The 14,157-nt window shown below is 68.3% G+C and carries 12 protein-coding genes; 4 read left to right on the top strand and 8 right to left on the bottom strand.

Going from position 1 to position 14,157, the window contains the following annotated elements:
- Positions 1-31: 31 nt before the first annotated feature.
- Positions 32-949, bottom strand: a complete 918-nt coding sequence (locus ACOYR3_RS04760; RefSeq protein WP_422845334.1) for a LysR substrate-binding domain-containing protein — start codon at positions 947-949, stop codon at positions 32-34.
- Between the two features lie 98 nt (positions 950-1,047).
- Between ACOYR3_RS04760 and ACOYR3_RS04755 the strand changes: the two genes are divergently transcribed.
- From ACOYR3_RS04755 to ACOYR3_RS04745, 3 genes are all read left to right on the top strand, one after another.
- Positions 1,048-2,031, top strand: a complete 984-nt coding sequence (locus ACOYR3_RS04755; protein WP_422845333.1) for a 3-hydroxyacyl-CoA dehydrogenase family protein — start codon at positions 1,048-1,050, stop codon at positions 2,029-2,031.
- Positions 2,028-2,885 carry a 3-keto-5-aminohexanoate cleavage protein gene (locus tag ACOYR3_RS04750; protein WP_422845332.1) on the top strand — a complete coding sequence of 286 codons (858 nt, stop codon included), beginning with the start codon at positions 2,028-2,030 and terminating at the stop codon, positions 2,883-2,885. The genes ACOYR3_RS04755 and ACOYR3_RS04750 overlap by 4 nt, the downstream gene beginning before the upstream one ends.
- Positions 2,886-2,952: 67 nt before the next feature.
- Positions 2,953-3,981, top strand: coding sequence for a Bug family tripartite tricarboxylate transporter substrate binding protein (locus ACOYR3_RS04745; RefSeq protein ID WP_422845331.1), 1,029 nt, complete (start codon positions 2,953-2,955; stop codon positions 3,979-3,981).
- Positions 3,982-4,026: 45 nt separating this feature from the next.
- On the opposite strand, the gene ACOYR3_RS04740 is transcribed toward ACOYR3_RS04745, so the two are convergent.
- From ACOYR3_RS04740 to ACOYR3_RS04710, 7 genes are all read right to left on the bottom strand, one after another.
- Positions 4,027-4,947 (bottom strand): 2-hydroxyacid dehydrogenase, encoded by a 921-nt coding sequence (locus tag ACOYR3_RS04740; protein ID WP_422845330.1) that lies wholly within the window; start codon positions 4,945-4,947, stop codon positions 4,027-4,029.
- Between the two features lie 63 nt (positions 4,948-5,010).
- Positions 5,011-7,056: an acetyl-CoA carboxylase biotin carboxylase subunit gene (locus tag ACOYR3_RS04735; protein WP_422845329.1), complete on the bottom strand. Its 2,046-nt coding sequence runs from the start codon at positions 7,054-7,056 to the stop codon at positions 5,011-5,013.
- Positions 7,057-7,173: 117 nt separating this feature from the next.
- Positions 7,174-7,893: a DUF4126 domain-containing protein gene (locus ACOYR3_RS04730; protein WP_422845328.1), complete on the bottom strand. Its 720-nt coding sequence runs from the start codon at positions 7,891-7,893 to the stop codon at positions 7,174-7,176.
- 21 nt (positions 7,894-7,914) lie between these two features.
- Entirely contained in the window at positions 7,915-8,700 is a 786-nt protein-coding gene (locus ACOYR3_RS04725; protein ID WP_422845327.1) for an enoyl-CoA hydratase/isomerase family protein, read from the bottom strand.
- Positions 8,697-9,206 carry a DinB family protein gene (locus ACOYR3_RS04720; protein WP_422845326.1) on the bottom strand — a complete coding sequence of 170 codons (510 nt, stop codon included), beginning with the start codon at positions 9,204-9,206 and terminating at the stop codon, positions 8,697-8,699. Before ACOYR3_RS04720 ends, ACOYR3_RS04725 begins: the two co-directional genes overlap by 4 nt.
- Positions 9,207-9,217: 11 nt before the next feature.
- Complete coding sequence (locus ACOYR3_RS04715; RefSeq protein ID WP_422845325.1) at positions 9,218-10,825, bottom strand: carboxyl transferase domain-containing protein; 1,608 nt, start codon at positions 10,823-10,825, stop codon at positions 9,218-9,220.
- 13 nt (positions 10,826-10,838) lie between these two features.
- Positions 10,839-12,569 (bottom strand): AMP-binding protein, encoded by a 1,731-nt coding sequence (locus ACOYR3_RS04710; RefSeq protein ID WP_422845324.1) that lies wholly within the window; start codon positions 12,567-12,569, stop codon positions 10,839-10,841.
- A 103-nt stretch (positions 12,570-12,672) separates the two neighbouring features.
- On the opposite strand from ACOYR3_RS04710, the gene ACOYR3_RS04705 reads away from it, so the two are divergent.
- Positions 12,673-13,800, top strand: coding sequence for an AraC family transcriptional regulator (locus tag ACOYR3_RS04705; RefSeq protein WP_422845323.1), 1,128 nt, complete (start codon positions 12,673-12,675; stop codon positions 13,798-13,800).
- Positions 13,801-14,157: the final 357 nt, after the last annotated feature.

Below are 14,157 nucleotides of genomic sequence, written 5' to 3'. Positions count from 1 at the left end.
TATCGTGCCAGACCACTCGCCGGACGCGCCATCAGCCACTCTGCGCGTCGGCGCCCTCCACCTCCTGCCGCAGCAAGGCCACCATGGCCTGCGCCGCCAGCGACAGCGGCCGCCCGCGCAGCGTGATCAGCCCGATGGGCCGGTGCAGCACGGGCGCCTTGAGCGCTCGCGTCACCACCTCGGGCCGGCGCACCACCTGGGCGGCCAGCTCGGGCAGCGCGCTCACCCCCAGACCCGCCGCCACCATGGCCGCAATGGTGGCCAGGTGCTCCACCTCGTAGCGGGGTTCAAAGCGGATGCGGTGCGTCAGCAGGGCCTCTTGCGCGTACTGCCGCACGCTGGTGCCCGCGGGCATGGAGATGTGGGGCAGCTCGGCCACATCGGCCCAGGCAACGGCGCCCCGCCCACGGGCCAAGGGGTGCGTGCGCGGCAGCAGCAGTACAAACCGGTCGGACACCAGCGGGGTGTAGTCCAGGTCCGCATAGGCAGGGTTGGCGGCGGTGAGGGCAAAGTCCACCCGTCCGGCGCGCACCATGTCAAACGCCGGGCCCGCCAGGCTGTCAATCAGCTCCATCTGCACGCCCGGGTGCTGCGCGGCAAACCGGGCAAACGCGCGGGGCACGGCCCCAGCGGCCAGCGACGGCAGCGCTGCCAGCGCCACGCGGCCCACCTGCAGCTGCGCCACCTCCTGCACGCGGCGCACGGTCTCCTCCATCTGGTGGCGCAGGAACCGCGCCTGCTCGGCAAACACCTCGCCCGCCAGCGTCAGCTGCACGGTGCGCGTGGTGCGCTCGAACAGGCGCACATCCAGCATCTCCTCCAGCCGCGCCACCGTGCCGGACACCGCCGACTGGGACAGGTGCATCTGCAAGGCCGTGCGCCGAAAGCTCAGCGTCTCGGCCAGCGACAGGAACACATCCACCTCGCGGGCGGACCAATTGATCTTCATAGCCGATCAGTCTATCGAAAAAGACGTCTGGACCGTGCAATGCAGGCTCCCTAGACTGCATTGCACGCAAGCACGCTCAGCAAGAAACAGGAGACACGATGGAAACAAGTTCGCCTCGCAACGCACGCACCGTGGTGGTGGGCGGAGGCACCATGGGGGCCGATGTGGCCGTGGTCCTGGCGCGCGGGGGCGCCCACGTCACGGTGGTAGACCCGCACACCGACCGCCGCAACCGGCTCCTGCCCCACATCGCCCAGGAACTGGCCGCCGCAGGCCAGGCCGACCACGCAGGCCCGGTGCAGGTGTGCGCTGCGCTGCAGGAGGTGGACTGGACCGGCGTGGTGCTGGTGGTCGAATGCATCACCGAGCAGCTGGCCGCCAAGCAGCACCTGTTTGCGGAGCTGGAAGCCGTGGCGCCCCCCAGCGCTGTGCTGGCCAGCAACAGCTCGGGCTTTCCCATCAGTGCCATTGCCCAGGGGCTGGCTACGGCGCAGCGCATGCTGGGGCTGCACTTCTTCATGCCCGCCCACCTGGTGCCCCTGGTGGAAGTGGTGATGGGCGAGCGCAGCGACCCGGCCCTGGGTGCCTGGCTGCATGCCTTCATGCGGGGCTGCGGCAGCGTGCCGGTGCTGGTCAAAAAGGACAAGCCCGGCTTTCTGGCCAACCGCATGCAGCATGCGCTCTCGCGCGAGGCCTTTGCCCTCATCGACGAAGGCATTGCCTCGCCCGAAGACGTGGACGCTGCCGTGCGCTTTGGCTTCGGCTTCCGCTTTCTGGCGGCCGGGCCGGTGCTGCAGCGCGACCATGCAGGCATCGAGGTGCACACCGCCGCCGCGGCCACCATGTACCCAACCCTCTCCAACACCGACATACCCGCCCAGGCCCTGCGCGACAAGGTGGCCCAGGGCCAGCTCGGCATGAAGACCGGCAAAGGCTTCTTTGACTGGCCGGAAGACCGCAAGCGGGCCGAGCGCGAGCGCTACGACACGCTGCTGCGCCAGGGCCTGGCGCTGCTGGCGAGCGAGCTGCCCGCCATCGAGCCCCCTGCCGACGCTGCCTCCAAGACCGGAGATCGTTCATGACCGCATTGCCCACATCACCTGCCATGGCCAGCCCGTGGGCCGACCCACTGATCGTGACCGTGGCCCCCAACGGCGCGTACAAACAGCCCGCCGACCACCCCGCCGTGCCCATCACCCCCGCCACGCTGGCGACCACGGCCAAGGCCTGCCTGGATGCGGGCGCGGCCATGCTGCACATGCACATCCGCGACGCACAAGGCCGCCACAGCCTGGACGTGGAGGGCTACCGCGAGGCCCAGCGCGTGGTGCGCCAGGCTGTGGGCGATGCCATGGTCCTCCAGATCACCAGCGAAGCCGCAGGCGTCTACCAGGCCCCGGCGCAGATCGCGATGGTGGAGGCTTTGCAGCCCGAAGCCGTCTCCATCGGCCTGCGCGAGGTGGACAAGCCCGAGATCGGCGACGCGGGACTGCAGCGCTTCTTCACCGGCCTGGCCCAGCGCCGCACCATGGTGCAGGTCATCCTGTACGACGTGGCCGACCTGCGCCGCTGGCAGGCCTTGCGGGCCAGCGGCGTGGTGCCGGATGCGCCCTGGTTCCTGCTGTTTGTGCTGGGCCGCTACAGCGCGGGCCAGACCTCCAGCCCGCGCGACCTGCTGCCGTTTTTGAACGCCCACGACAGCAACGAGCCCTGGGCCGTGTGCGCCTTCGGTGCCGCAGAAAACGCCTGCGTGGCGGCCGCCGCCGCATTGGGCGGCCACGCCCGCGTGGGGTTTGAGAACAACCTGCTGTGCAAGGACGGCAGCACGGCCCCCGACAACGCCGCGCTGGTGCGCCAGGCGGTGCAAGCCGCGCAAGCGCTGGGCCGCCCGCTGGCCACCGCCGCCGACATCCGCCAGCGCTTTGGCGCGGGCTGAAAACACCCACCGTTCACCGACAACAACCCGCGCCAGACGGGACGGATCCATCCCCACAGGAGACAACATGCAACACCATCCCACGCTTTCCCCCGCGCTGCGCACCACCCGGCGCGCCCTGCTGCACGCCGCCTGCGCCGTGCCGCTGGCCCTGGGCTTGGCAGGCCAGGCCGCCGCGCAAACTGCCGCTAGCAGCTGGCCCAGCAAGACCATCCGCTTCGTGGTGCCCTACCCGCCCGGTGGCCCCACCGACCTGATGGCGCGCATGCTGCAGCCCGAGCTGCAAAGCCGCCTGGGCGTGACCGTGATCGTGGACAACAAGGGGGGTGCAGGCGGCAACACCGGCAGCGCCGAGGTTGCCAAGCAAGCCCCCACCGACGGCCACACGCTGCTGCTGGCGGCCAGCGGCCCCATGGCGGTGAACGCATCACTGTACAGCAGCATGCCGTTCAACCCGCTGACCGACCTGGCCCCGGTGGTGCAACTGTCCGCCTTTCCGCTGGTGCTGGAAGTGCACCCTTCCCTGGGAGTCAAGACCCTGGCCGAGTTCCTGGCCCTGGCCAAGGCCGGCAAGCCGGTGCTGAGCTATGCCTCTGCCGGCAACGGCACGCCCCAGCATCTGGCGGGCGAACTGTTCAACAGCACGCTGGGGGTGAAGCTGGCGCACATCCCGTACCGGGGCGCAGGGCCGGCGCTCAACGATCTGATCGGCGGCCAGGTCAATGTGATGTTCGACATCGTGGGCAGCTCGCTGCCCCACATCCAGGCGGGCAAGCTGGTTCCGCTGGCCGTGACGTCCAGCGAACGCACCAAGGTGCTGCCCAATGTACCCACCCTGGCCGAGGCCGGCGTGCCCGGCTACCAGATCACCGGCTGGCACGGCATCGCGGTGCGGGCCGGCACGCCGCAGCCCGTCGTCGACAAGCTCAACGCCACGGTGAATGCCATCTTCAAGGAGCCCGCCTTCCGTGCCAAATGGGAGGCCATCGGCACGCCGGTGGTGGCAGGCAGCGCCGCCGACTTTGGCGCCCTGATCAAGGCCGACGCGCAGCGCCTGGGCAAGCTGGTGCGCGACGCGGGCGTGACGATGGACTGACCGCCACACCGCCCCACACCGCGCTGGCGCAGCTCAGCGCCGCTCTCAGTAGCCGCGCCCGGGGTTCACCACACCGGCCACGGCCTCGCCCCGCTCCAGCGCCGCCATCTTGCGCGCGATCTGGGCAATGCTCTCGTCGCGCAAGGTGCGCGCCGAGGTGTGGGGCGTGACGGTGATGCGCGGGTGCGTCCAGAACGCGTGGCCGGCGGGCAGCGGCTCGGTGCGGAACACATCGAGCGTGGCGCCCGCCACATGGCCGCTGTCGAGGGCGGCGAGCAGGTCCTCGTCCACCAGATGGGCGCCGCGCGCCACGTTGATGACGTAGGCGCCGGGCAACAAACGGCCCAGGGTGTCCTGGTTGATGATGTCAGCGGTGTCGGGCGTGAGGGGCAGCAGGTTCACCAGCACGCGGCTGGCCGCCAGAAAATCGTTGAACTGTTCCGCCCCTGTGAACGCACGCACCCCCTCGATGGCCTTGGCGCTGCGGCTCCAGCCGTTGATCGGAAAGTCAAATTGCGCCAGCGCACGGGCCACGCGCTCGCCCAGCACGCCCAGGCCCATCACGCCGACGGGATAGTCGCTGCGCAGGCGCGGCTTGCGGTAACCCCAGCGGCCGGCCAGGGTGTCGGCCTCGTAGCCATCGAATTCACGGAAGTGGCGGATGACCGCGTGGCACACGTATTCGGCCATCTGCACGGCCATGCCCGCATCGTCCAGCCGCACCACCAGGGCCTGGGGCGGCAGGCGCAGCCTGAGCAGGGCATCCACGCCTGCGCCGATGTTGAACAAGGCCTTGAGCGCCGGCTGCTCGTCCATGAACTGCTGGGGCGGCGCCCAGACCACGGCGTAATCGGCTGGGGGCGCGCCCGGTTGCCACACGGAAATCTCGGCGCCGGGCAAAGCGGCAGACAGGCCCTGAAGCCAGGGCTCGGCCTTGGTGTCGGTACAGCAAAAGGTGATTTTCATGGGCCCCGAGCGTAGCCGCATTGGCCCCTTGATGCTGTCGCCTGCAGGGCGAGGCTGGGCGGCTCACGCCTTCTCGGCCACCCCCAGATTGAGCAGCTCGGCCCCTTCGGCCACCTGGTCGCCGGGGGCGTAGAGCAGTTCCTGCACCACGCCATCGGCCGGGGCGGCAATGGTGTGCTCCATCTTCATGGCCTCCATCACCGCCAGCGGCTGGCCCTTGGTCACGGCATCGCCCGCCTTCACGGCAAACGACACCACCTTGCCGGGCATGGGAGCCGTCAGGCGCCCGCCTTCGGCAGCAGACTCGCCGGAATGTGCCAGCAGGTCGATTGCGGTGATCTGCGTGGCGCCCAGCGGGGTGAAGATGTGGTCCACCTCGCCCTGGGCATAGACCGCGGCGCGCGTGCGCTGGCCGGCAAACTGCACCTCGATGCCGCCGGGAACGGATGCAAACACGAGTGGCCCGGCCACGGCGGCGCCTTCGCCGACGGCCAGGTGCAGGCTGCCTCCACGCTCGTAGGTCAGCAGCGCCTTGGCGTGCTCGCCGCCAAAGTCAAACTCAAAGCGGCGCTGCACCACGCCATGCGTGTGGAAGCCGTCGCGGCGGCTGAACGGGTCTGTGCCTTCGCTGGCGCGCTCGCGCAGCAGCGTCTGGGCCACGGCCGCCGCCGCGGCCAGGGGCAAGCCGACGGGCTCCTGGTGGAACAGCACGGCCTGTTCGCGCGGGATGAGCGCGGTGTCAAGCTGGGCTTGCGCGAACGCACCCGTCTTCGCCACGCGGCGCAGAAACTGCACGTTGGTCGCCAGGCCCACGATGTGGGTCTGCGCCAGGGCGTCGTCCAGCCGCGCCAGCGCCTGCTCGCGCGTGTCGCCGTGCACGATGAGCTTGGCCACCATGGAGTCGTAGAACGGGCTGATCGCATCGCCCTGGCGCACGCCGGAATCGACGCGCACCGCGACACCTGTGTCGCTCACATTCGCGCGCTCGAACGCCACATGCTGCGGCAGCGCATACACGTTGAGCGCGCCGGTGGCGGGCAGGAAGTTGTTGTCCGGGTTTTCGGCGCAGATGCGCGCCTCGATGGCATGGCCGTGGATGCGCAGGTCTGCCTGCCTCAAAGGCAAGGGCTCACCCGACGCCACACGCAATTGCCACTCCACCAGGTCCAGCCCGGTGATGGCCTCGGTCACGGGATGCTCCACCTGCAGGCGGGTGTTCATCTCCATGAAGTAGAACTTCATCTGGTCGGGCCGCTCGTAGCCGCCCGGCTGCTCCACGATGAATTCCACCGTGCCCGCGCCCACGTAGTTCACGGCCTTGGCGGCGGCCACGGCGGCCTCGCCCATCTGTGCGCGCAACGCGGGCGTCATGCCGGGGGCGGGGGCTTCTTCCAGCACCTTCTGGTGGCGGCGCTGCACCGAGCAGTCACGCTCGAACAGGTACACGCAATTGCCGTGCGTGTCGCCAAACACCTGGATCTCGATGTGGCGCGGGCGCTGCACGTATTTTTCGACCAGCACCGCGTCGTCGCCAAAGCTGTTGATGGCCTCGCGCTTGCAGGATTCGAGCGCGGCGGCGAAGTCCTCGCGCTTGTCCACCGCACGCATGCCCTTGCCGCCGCCGCCCGCGCTCGCCTTGATGAGCACGGGGTAGCCGATGCGGTCGGCCTCGCGCTGCAGCAGCGCCGGGTCCTGGTCGCGGCCGTGGTAGCCGGGCACCAGCGGCACGCCGGCCTTTTCCATGAGCTGCTTGGACTCGGCCTTGAGCCCCATGTCCTTGATGGCCGAGGCGGGCGGGCCGATGAAGACCAGGCCCGCCTCCGCGCAGGCCTGGGCGAAGTCTTCGTTCTCGCTCAGGAAGCCATAGCCGGGGTGGATGGCCTGCGCCCCGGTGGACTTGGCGGCTTCGATGATGCGCTCCCAGCGCAGGTAGCTGTCCTTGGGCGCGCTGCCGCCGATGTGCACGGCCTCGTCGCAGACGGCCACGTGCTTGGCGTTGGCGTCGGCGTCCGAGTAGACAGCGACGGTTTTCACGCCCAGGCGCTTGGCCGTTGCAGCAACACGGCAGGCGATCTCGCCGCGGTTGGCGATCAGGATTTTTTTAAACATTGCGCCCTCCTGCGGCGAAATCGCCTGCGCACGCTACGCGTGCCATGCGATTTGTCGAAGCGGTTGCAAAGCGACCGCTTTCACCACGATTGGCAATCAGAATCTTGTTGAACATGTTTAAGCCACCTTGGCAGAACCAGAAAAGAAGGAAGACAGGCGCCGTACCACGGCGCGCAGAAACTTGAACAGCACCACCAGCAGCAGCACCGACACGATCACCATCACCACCAACGCGATGCCGAAGGCCACCGGGTGCTGCGTGGACAGCCACACCACGGCCACGACCAGGCCGTCTTCAAAGAACGACAGGCCCCAGTTGGAAAACGGCTCGGGCGAGGTGTTCACGGCCGCGCGGGTGGTCATCTTGGTGGCCAGCGCCGTAGCCGACAGCGAGCCGCCCAGCAGCCCGGCCACCACGGCCATGGTGGCGTTGTCGGCACCGAACACCCCCGCCGCCAGCAGGGCGCCGGCCGGCACGCGGATGAAGGCATGCACGGCGTCCCACGCGCTGTCCACCCACGGGACCTTGTCGGCAAAGAACTCCACCAGCAGCATGCAGCCGCTGACCATCAGCACCAGCGGGTGCTGCAGCATGGCCAGGCCGGGCGGCAGCGGCATCCAGCCCAGCACGCCCATCATGCCGACCAGGAACACCACGGCATACAGCCGGAAGCCGCTGGCCCAGCCCAGGGCCGCCGCCAGCGCCAGCAGGCTGGGCATGTCCAGCCGCGCCGTGGCGTTGGCCGCCGCCTCGCCCACGGCCCGCGCCGTGCCGCCGTCCACATGCAGCCCCAGCGTGTGGAGCCACTGCACTATGTTGAACCAGAGGGTGTCCATAGCGTTGTCTGAGCTGATCGATCAGCTCAGCCAGCCGGGCTTGCGCTTGTTGAGGAAAGATTGCACGCCTTCCTTGCCCTCGTCGCTGGCGCGGATGTCGGCGATGCCCTGCACGGTGGCGGCAATCAGGCCGGCGTTGATCTCGCGCTCGGCCACATCGATGACCAGCTTCTTGCACACGCGGACGGCGTTGGGGCTGGCGCTGGTGAGGTGCTTGAGCAGCTCATCCACCTTGGCGTCGAGCTGGTCGGCCGCCACCACGCTGTGAACAAAGCCGATGCGCAGCGCCTCGGCCGCGTCGAACCGCTCGGCCGTGAGGAAATAGCGGTGCGCCGCCCGTGCACCCAGGGCGCGGATCACATAGGGGCTGATGGTGGCGGGGATGAGGCCCAGCTTCACCTCGCTCAGGCAAAAGCCCGCCGTGTCCACGGCCACGGCCATGTCGCACGCGGCCACCAGGCCCATGCCGCCAGCGTACACGTCGCCCTGCACGCGGGCGATGGTGGGCTTGGGGCATTCGTAGATCACGCGCAGCATCTCGGCCAGCTTGCCGGCGTCTGCGACGTTCTCATCGCGCGTGTAGTCGGCCATGCGGCGCATCCAGTTCAGGTTGGCGCCAGCGCAAAAGGCCGGGCCTTCAGCGGCCAGCACCACGGCACGCACGTCGGCGCGGCAGCCCACGTCGGCAAAGGCCGCCGTGATCTCGGCGATGACCTCGTCGCTGAAGGCGTTGCGCACCTCGGGCTGCGTGAGCGTGATGCGCGCCACGGCGCCGGACTGGGTGATGGAAAGGTTCTTGCTGCTCATGGCTTGGAAGGGTTTTGCAGAAAGTAGACGAGGTCCAGCTCCGGGCAGGGCTGGCCCAGCGCGGTCAAGGCCGCGGTGATCTGGCCCCGGTGGTGCGTGCCGTGGTTGAACACGTGCGCCAGCGTGGCCGCAAAGGGCAGCGATGCCGCCGTGCCGCGCATGGTGATGTAGTCCAGCGTACCCTCCCAGCGCGCGGCGGGCCAGCCGGCGATCAAGGGCTCCCAGCGCGCCGCGCCGTCGCGCAGGCGCCGGGCCAGCGCGGAGCGGTCGGGCTCGGCCTCGGCATCCAACGCCATGCGCGGCGAGGTGCCTTCGGAAAACCGCACGAACCACAGCAGATGCTCGCCCACCAGCAGGTGGTTGAGCGTGCCGTGGATGCTTTGGAAGAACAGGCCCGCATCGCGCCGGTAATCCTCCTCGGGCAGCGCCTGCACGGCATCAAGCAGGCGCGCCGTGGCCCACACGTTGTAGCGTGCAAGCTGGGTGAAATGGGCCACGGCGTCCATGGGCGACCTCATCACATGCGGAAGATGCCGAACTTGGTGTCTTCGATCGGTGCATTGCGCGTGGCCGAGAGGCCCAGCGCCAGCACGCGGCGCGTGTCGGCGGGGTCGATCACGCCGTCGTCCCACAGGCGGGCGGTGGCGTAGTAGGGGTGGCCCTGCTCTTCATACTGGCGGCGGATGGGGGCCTTGAAGGCTTCTTCTTCCTCCATGCTCCACTGGCCGCCCTTGGCTTCGATGCCGTCGCGCTTGACGGTGGCCAGCACGCTCGCGGCCTGCTCGCCGCCCATCACGCTGATGCGCGCGTTGGGCCACATCCAGAGGAAGCGGGGCGAGTACGCCCGGCCGCACATGCCATAGTTGCCTGCGCCAAAGCTGCCGCCGATGATGATGGTGAACTTGGGCACGCTGGCCGTGGCCACGGCCGTGACCAGCTTGGCGCCGTGGCGGGCGATGCCTTCGTTCTCATACTTGCGGCCCACCATGAAGCCGGTGATGTTCTGCAGGAACACCAGCGGAATCTTGCGCTGGCAGCACAGCTCGATGAAGTGCGCGCCCTTTTGCGCGCTCTCGGAAAACAGGATGCCGTTGTTGGCGATGATGCCCACGGCCATGCCTTCGATGCGCGCAAAGCCGCAGACCAGGGTACTGCCGAAGCGGGCTTTGAACTCGTCGAACTCGCTGCCGTCCACGACGCGGGCAATGATCTCGCGCACGTCAAACGGCTTGCGCGTGTCCACGGGGATCACGCCATACAGCTCTTCCGCTGCAAATTTAGGAGCTGCCGGCGCTTGATCAGCAGGCCCTGGAGCCTTGTTTTTATTCAAATTGCGCACGGCGGTGCGTGCCAGCTGCAGGGCATGCAGGTCGTTTTGCGCCAGGTGGTCGGCCACGCCGGACAGGCGCGTGTGCACGTCGCCACCCCCTAAGTCTTCGGCGCTCACCACCTCGCCCGTGGCGGCCTTCACCAGCGGCGGACCGCCCAGGAAGATGGTGCCCTGGTTCTTGACGATGATGGACTCGTCGCTCATCGCCGGCACATACGCGCCGCCCGCCGTGCAGCTGCCCATCACCACTGCGATCTGCGCGATGCCCTGGGCGCTCATGTTGGCCTGGTTGTAGAAGATGCGGCCGAAGTGGTCGCGGTCGGGGAACACGTCGTCCTGGTTGGGCAGGTTGGCGCCGCCGGAGTCCACCAGGTAGATGCAGGGCAGGCGGTTCTGCGCGGCCACCTCCTGCGCGCGCAGGTGCTTCTTCACCGTCATGGGGTAGTAGGTGCCGCCCTTCACCGTGGCGTCGTTGCACACGATCATGCAGTCCACCCCGCTCACCCGGCCGATGCCTGCGATCAGGCCCGCGCCCGGCGCATCGTTGTTGTACATGTTCAGCGCCGCCAGCGGGGCCAGCTCCAGGAAGGGCGTGCCCGGGTCCAGCAGGTTGGCCACGCGCTCGCGCGGCAGCAGCTTGCCGCGCGCCGTGTGCTTGGCGCGGGCCGCTTCGCCGCCGCCCTGGGCGACCTTCTCCAGCTGGGCGCGCAGGTCCTCCACCACGGTGCGCATGGCGGTGGCATTGGCCTGGAAGTCCGCGGAGCGGGGGTTGAGTTGGGTGTCGAGGATGGTCATACGTTCTAGCTCTTCAAGCGGTTTTTGCTTCGACCAGCCCCAGCTGGTCTTTCATCTCGTCGCGGATCTTGAACTTCTGGATCTTGCCGGTCACCGTCATCGGGAAGCTGGTGACGAAGCGGATGTAGCGCGGCACCTTGTAGTGCGCGATCTGGCCCTTGCAGAAGGCGCGGATGTCGTCCTCGGTGGGCGCGGTGCCGGGCTTGGCGATGATCCAGGCACACAGCTCCTCGCCGTATTTCAGATCGGGCACGCCCACCACCTGCACGTCCTGCACCATGGGGTGGCGGTACAGGAATTCTTCGATCTCGCGCGGGTAGATGTTCTCGCCGCCGCGGATCACCATGTCCTTGATGCGGCCCACGATGTTCACGTAGCCCTCGGCGTCCATGGTGGCCAGGTCGCCGGTGTGCATCCAGCCGCTTTCGTCAATCGCCTCGCGGGTCTTGGCCTCGTCGCCCCAGTAACCGTGCATCACGGAATAGCCCTTGGTGCACAGCTCGCCGCGCTGGCCGATGGGCACGATGGCGCCGGTGTCCGGGTCCACGATCTTCACCTCCAGGTGCGGCTGCACCTGGCCCACGGTGGACACGCGTTTTTCCAGCGGTGTGTCGGTGCTGCTCTGGCAGCTCACGGGGCTGGTCTCGGTCATGCCGTAGGCGATGGTGACCTCGCGCAGGTGCATCTGCTCCACCACGCGCTTCATCACCTCGGTGGGGCACGGCGAGCCGGCCATGATGCCGGTGCGCAGCGTGCTCAGGTTGAACTCCGCAAAGCGCGGGTGGTCCAGCTCGGCAATGAACATGGTGGGCACGCCGTGCAGGCCGGTGCACTTTTCATCCTGCACCGTCTGCAGCACGGTGAGCGGATCAAACCCGTCATTGGGGTACACGATGGTCGCGCCGTGCGTGAAGCACGCCAGGTTGCCCAGCACCATGCCAAAGCAGTGGTACAGCGGCACAGGGATGCACAGCCGGTCTGCAGGCGTGAGCTTCATGCACTCGCCGATGAAGAAGCCGTTGTTCAGGATGTTGCGGTGCGTGAGCGTGGCGCCCTTGGGAAAGCCCGTGGTGCCGCTGGTGAACTGGATGTTGATGGGGTCGGTGGCTTTGAGCGTTGCCGCCACCTGCGCCAGGTACGGGTCGGCCGCGTTGCCGCGCGCGATCAGGTCGCTAAAGCGCAGCAAACCCGGCTCGTCGGCGCCCTGCCCGGGCTCGTCGATCCACACCACGGTGTGCAGGTGCGGCAGCTTGACGGAGCCCAGCTGCCCCGGCTGCTGGTGCTGCCACTCGGGCGCCAGCTCACGCAGCATGCCCAGGTAGTCGCTGGTCTTGAAGCGCGCCATGCTCACCAGCAGCTTGCAGCCCACCTTGTTCAGCGCGTATTCCACCTCGGCCATGCGGTAGGCCGGGTTGATGTTGACCAGCACCAGGCCCACCTGCGCCGTGGCCAGCTGCATCAGCACCCATTCGGCGTTGTTGTGCGACCAGATGCCCACGCGGTCGCCGGGCGCCAGGCCCTGGGCCAGCAGCGCGCTGGCCAGGCGGTGCGCTTCGGTCTGCAGTTGGGCATAGGTGAAGCGGCGGCCCTGGTGCACGCTCACCAGCGCCTCACGGTCGGGCTGGCGGGCCACCATGTCGGCAAAGAAGGCGCCGATGGTCTGCTCGATGAGCGGCACGCCGGTCGCGCCCCGGGCGTAGCTCTCCACCAGCGGTGCGGAAGGGTTTGCGGCTGCACTCGTCATGGGTGTTGTCTCCTTGGCTTGGTCGTCCGCCCCGGCCCCGGGCGGAACCCGCGGGCGGCAATCCCGTAAGGATAGAAGCCTGTACCCCGGCCAGGTTGCCACAATGGTTGCAAATCGTGCCACGGCTGGCACACTCGGGTGCGTGACGCCGCCCGCCCCTTCTGCCCCCCTCCCGTCCCCGCCCGCTGCGGCCCCCGCGGCTGCGCCCATCGCACCTGCGGCCACGCCGATCGCATTCGTGCGCGCCATTGCCCGGGCCTACGAACGGCGCGGCATGAGCCCCGAACGCGCCCTGGCCCAGGCACAGATTGCGCCGCAGCTGTTGCAGGACGACAGCGCCCGCATCACCGCCTGGCAAATGGAGCAGATCTCCGATGCCGCCATGCAGGAACTGGACGACGAGGCCCTGGGCTGGTTCAGCCGCCGCCTGCCCTGGGGCAGCTACGGCATGCTGGCGCGCGCCTCCATCAGCTCGCCCACGCTGCAGGTGGCCCTGGCCCGGTGGTGCCGCCACCATGGCCTGCTGGCAGACGACATTGCGCTGCACCTCACCACCCAGGGCGACACCGCCACCCTGGCCATCACCGAGGCCCGCGACCTGGGCGCGCTGCGCGAGTTCTGCCTGGTGTCGGTGCTGCGCAATGCCCACGGCCTGGCCTGCTGGATGGTGGACTCGCGCATCCCCCTCATCGCCGCCGAGTTCGCCTTCGATGCGCCCCCGCACGCCGATGCATACGCCGTGCTGTTCCGCGGCCCCGCCACCTTCCACGCCCCGCGCACCGCCATCCACTTCGACGCCCGCTACCTGCACCTGCCCCTGCGCCGCGACGAACAGGCCCTGCGCCAGATGCTGCAGCACGCCCTGCCCCTGACGGTGCTGCACTACCGCCGCGACCGCCTGCTGGTGCAGCGCGTGCGCCAGTTGCTGGCCGCCCCCCTGCCGGGCCAGCCCGTGCACGCCCTGCCCCAGCACAGCGCCGAATCCCTGGCCGCGCTGCTGCACGTGTCGCCGCGCACGCTGCACCGGCAGTTGAAGGAGGAAGGCGCCACGCTGCAGGGCCTGAAAGACGAGGTGCGCCGCACCCGCGCAGTGGAGCTGCTGCACCGCACGCAGCGGCCGATCAAGCAGGTGGCCGAGGCGGCGGGGTTTGAGAACGAGAAGAGTTTTATCCGGGCGTTTCGGGGGTGGACGGGGCAGTCGCCGGCGGAGTTTCGGAAAGCATTGACCTGAGGAGGCATTTCGACTCTACCTCTGGCCGAGACACACTCCTGTGCCAGTCCAAGGGTCAGACCTCGACCGGTAAGATGACCCGAATATTCACTTTAAGACTCGGGGGGAAGTTTTGAGTTTCGACAGCTGCTGCTCCTGTGCTTCGCTCTTGCCTTAGTCCAGTTCATCGTGCTTGTCTTGAAAACGAAGAAGCATCAACCGTTTCTCAACCAGTTCAAGGCGCACTCCTACACGCACGCACTGAAGCAACTCGCGCAAACTCATGCGAACGACGTGCGGACAATTCGTGTGTGCTATGCGCTGTTCGTGGTGGACGTGCTTGTTTTATCAATCGTCAAGCATCTCTTCTATTAGTTC

This window comes from Acidovorax sp. M2(2025) (genome assembly GCF_049330835.1).
GTDB lineage: Bacteria > Pseudomonadota > Gammaproteobacteria > Burkholderiales > Burkholderiaceae_C > Acidovorax.
This window is presented reverse-complemented; position numbering and strand designations above follow the sequence as displayed.

Coding starts and splice junctions, on each gene's coding strand:
- ACOYR3_RS04760 (WP_422845334.1), bottom strand. CDS start 949: ATGAAGATCAATTGGTCCGCCCGCGAGGTGGATGTGTTCCTGTCGCTG.
- ACOYR3_RS04755 (WP_422845333.1), top strand. CDS start 1,048: ATGGAAACAAGTTCGCCTCGCAACGCACGCACCGTGGTGGTGGGCGGA.
- ACOYR3_RS04750 (WP_422845332.1), top strand. CDS start 2,028: ATGACCGCATTGCCCACATCACCTGCCATGGCCAGCCCGTGGGCCGAC.
- ACOYR3_RS04745 (WP_422845331.1), top strand. CDS start 2,953: ATGCAACACCATCCCACGCTTTCCCCCGCGCTGCGCACCACCCGGCGC.
- ACOYR3_RS04740 (WP_422845330.1), bottom strand. CDS start 4,947: ATGAAAATCACCTTTTGCTGTACCGACACCAAGGCCGAGCCCTGGCTT.
- ACOYR3_RS04735 (WP_422845329.1), bottom strand. CDS start 7,056: ATGTTTAAAAAAATCCTGATCGCCAACCGCGGCGAGATCGCCTGCCGT.
- ACOYR3_RS04730 (WP_422845328.1), bottom strand. CDS start 7,893: ATGGACACCCTCTGGTTCAACATAGTGCAGTGGCTCCACACGCTGGGG.
- ACOYR3_RS04725 (WP_422845327.1), bottom strand. CDS start 8,700: ATGAGCAGCAAGAACCTTTCCATCACCCAGTCCGGCGCCGTGGCGCGC.
- ACOYR3_RS04720 (WP_422845326.1), bottom strand. CDS start 9,206: ATGGACGCCGTGGCCCATTTCACCCAGCTTGCACGCTACAACGTGTGG.
- ACOYR3_RS04715 (WP_422845325.1), bottom strand. CDS start 10,825: ATGACCATCCTCGACACCCAACTCAACCCCCGCTCCGCGGACTTCCAG.
- ACOYR3_RS04710 (WP_422845324.1), bottom strand. CDS start 12,569: ATGACGAGTGCAGCCGCAAACCCTTCCGCACCGCTGGTGGAGAGCTAC.
- ACOYR3_RS04705 (WP_422845323.1), top strand. CDS start 12,673: ATGGTTGCAAATCGTGCCACGGCTGGCACACTCGGGTGCGTGACGCCG.